Annotated in this window: 1 pseudogene; it reads left to right on the top strand. The window is 76.5% G+C overall.

Annotated elements, in window-relative coordinates:
* Nucleotides 1-31: 31 nt before the first annotated feature.
* Nucleotides 32-396, top strand: a pseudogene (locus RNB18_RS53225) (AMP-binding protein); the annotation flags it as partial.

A 396-nucleotide genomic window follows, 5' to 3' on the forward strand; every position in this document is an offset into this window, starting at 1 on the left:
GGAGATCAGCGTCCGGAGGGACGGGCGACCGGTGCCGGACGGCGAGACGGGCGAGATCCACATCGGCGGACCACTGCTGGCCCGGGGCTTCCTCGGCGACGAGGCCGCCACCGCCCGCCGGTTCGTCCCCGACCCTGCGGCACCCGCTCCCGGCGCGCGGGTGTACGTCACGGGCGACCTGGGGCGGATCGACGCCGACGGCCACCTGGTGTTCCTCGGGCGGGTCGACGACCAGGTGAAGATCCGGGGCCACCGGCTGGAACCGGCCCGGGTGGAGCGCGCCCTGTGCGAGAACCCGGAGGTGGACCAGGCCGTGGTCTTCCCCGACCCGGGGACCGGAACCTCGCTGTGGGCGTTCACCGTCCCGGCCGACCCGCACCGCGCCCCGCCCCCCGG

Origin of the sequence: Streptomyces doebereineriae, from assembly GCF_031845645.1 — a bacterium.
GTDB lineage: Bacteria > Actinomycetota > Actinomycetes > Streptomycetales > Streptomycetaceae > Streptomyces > Streptomyces canus.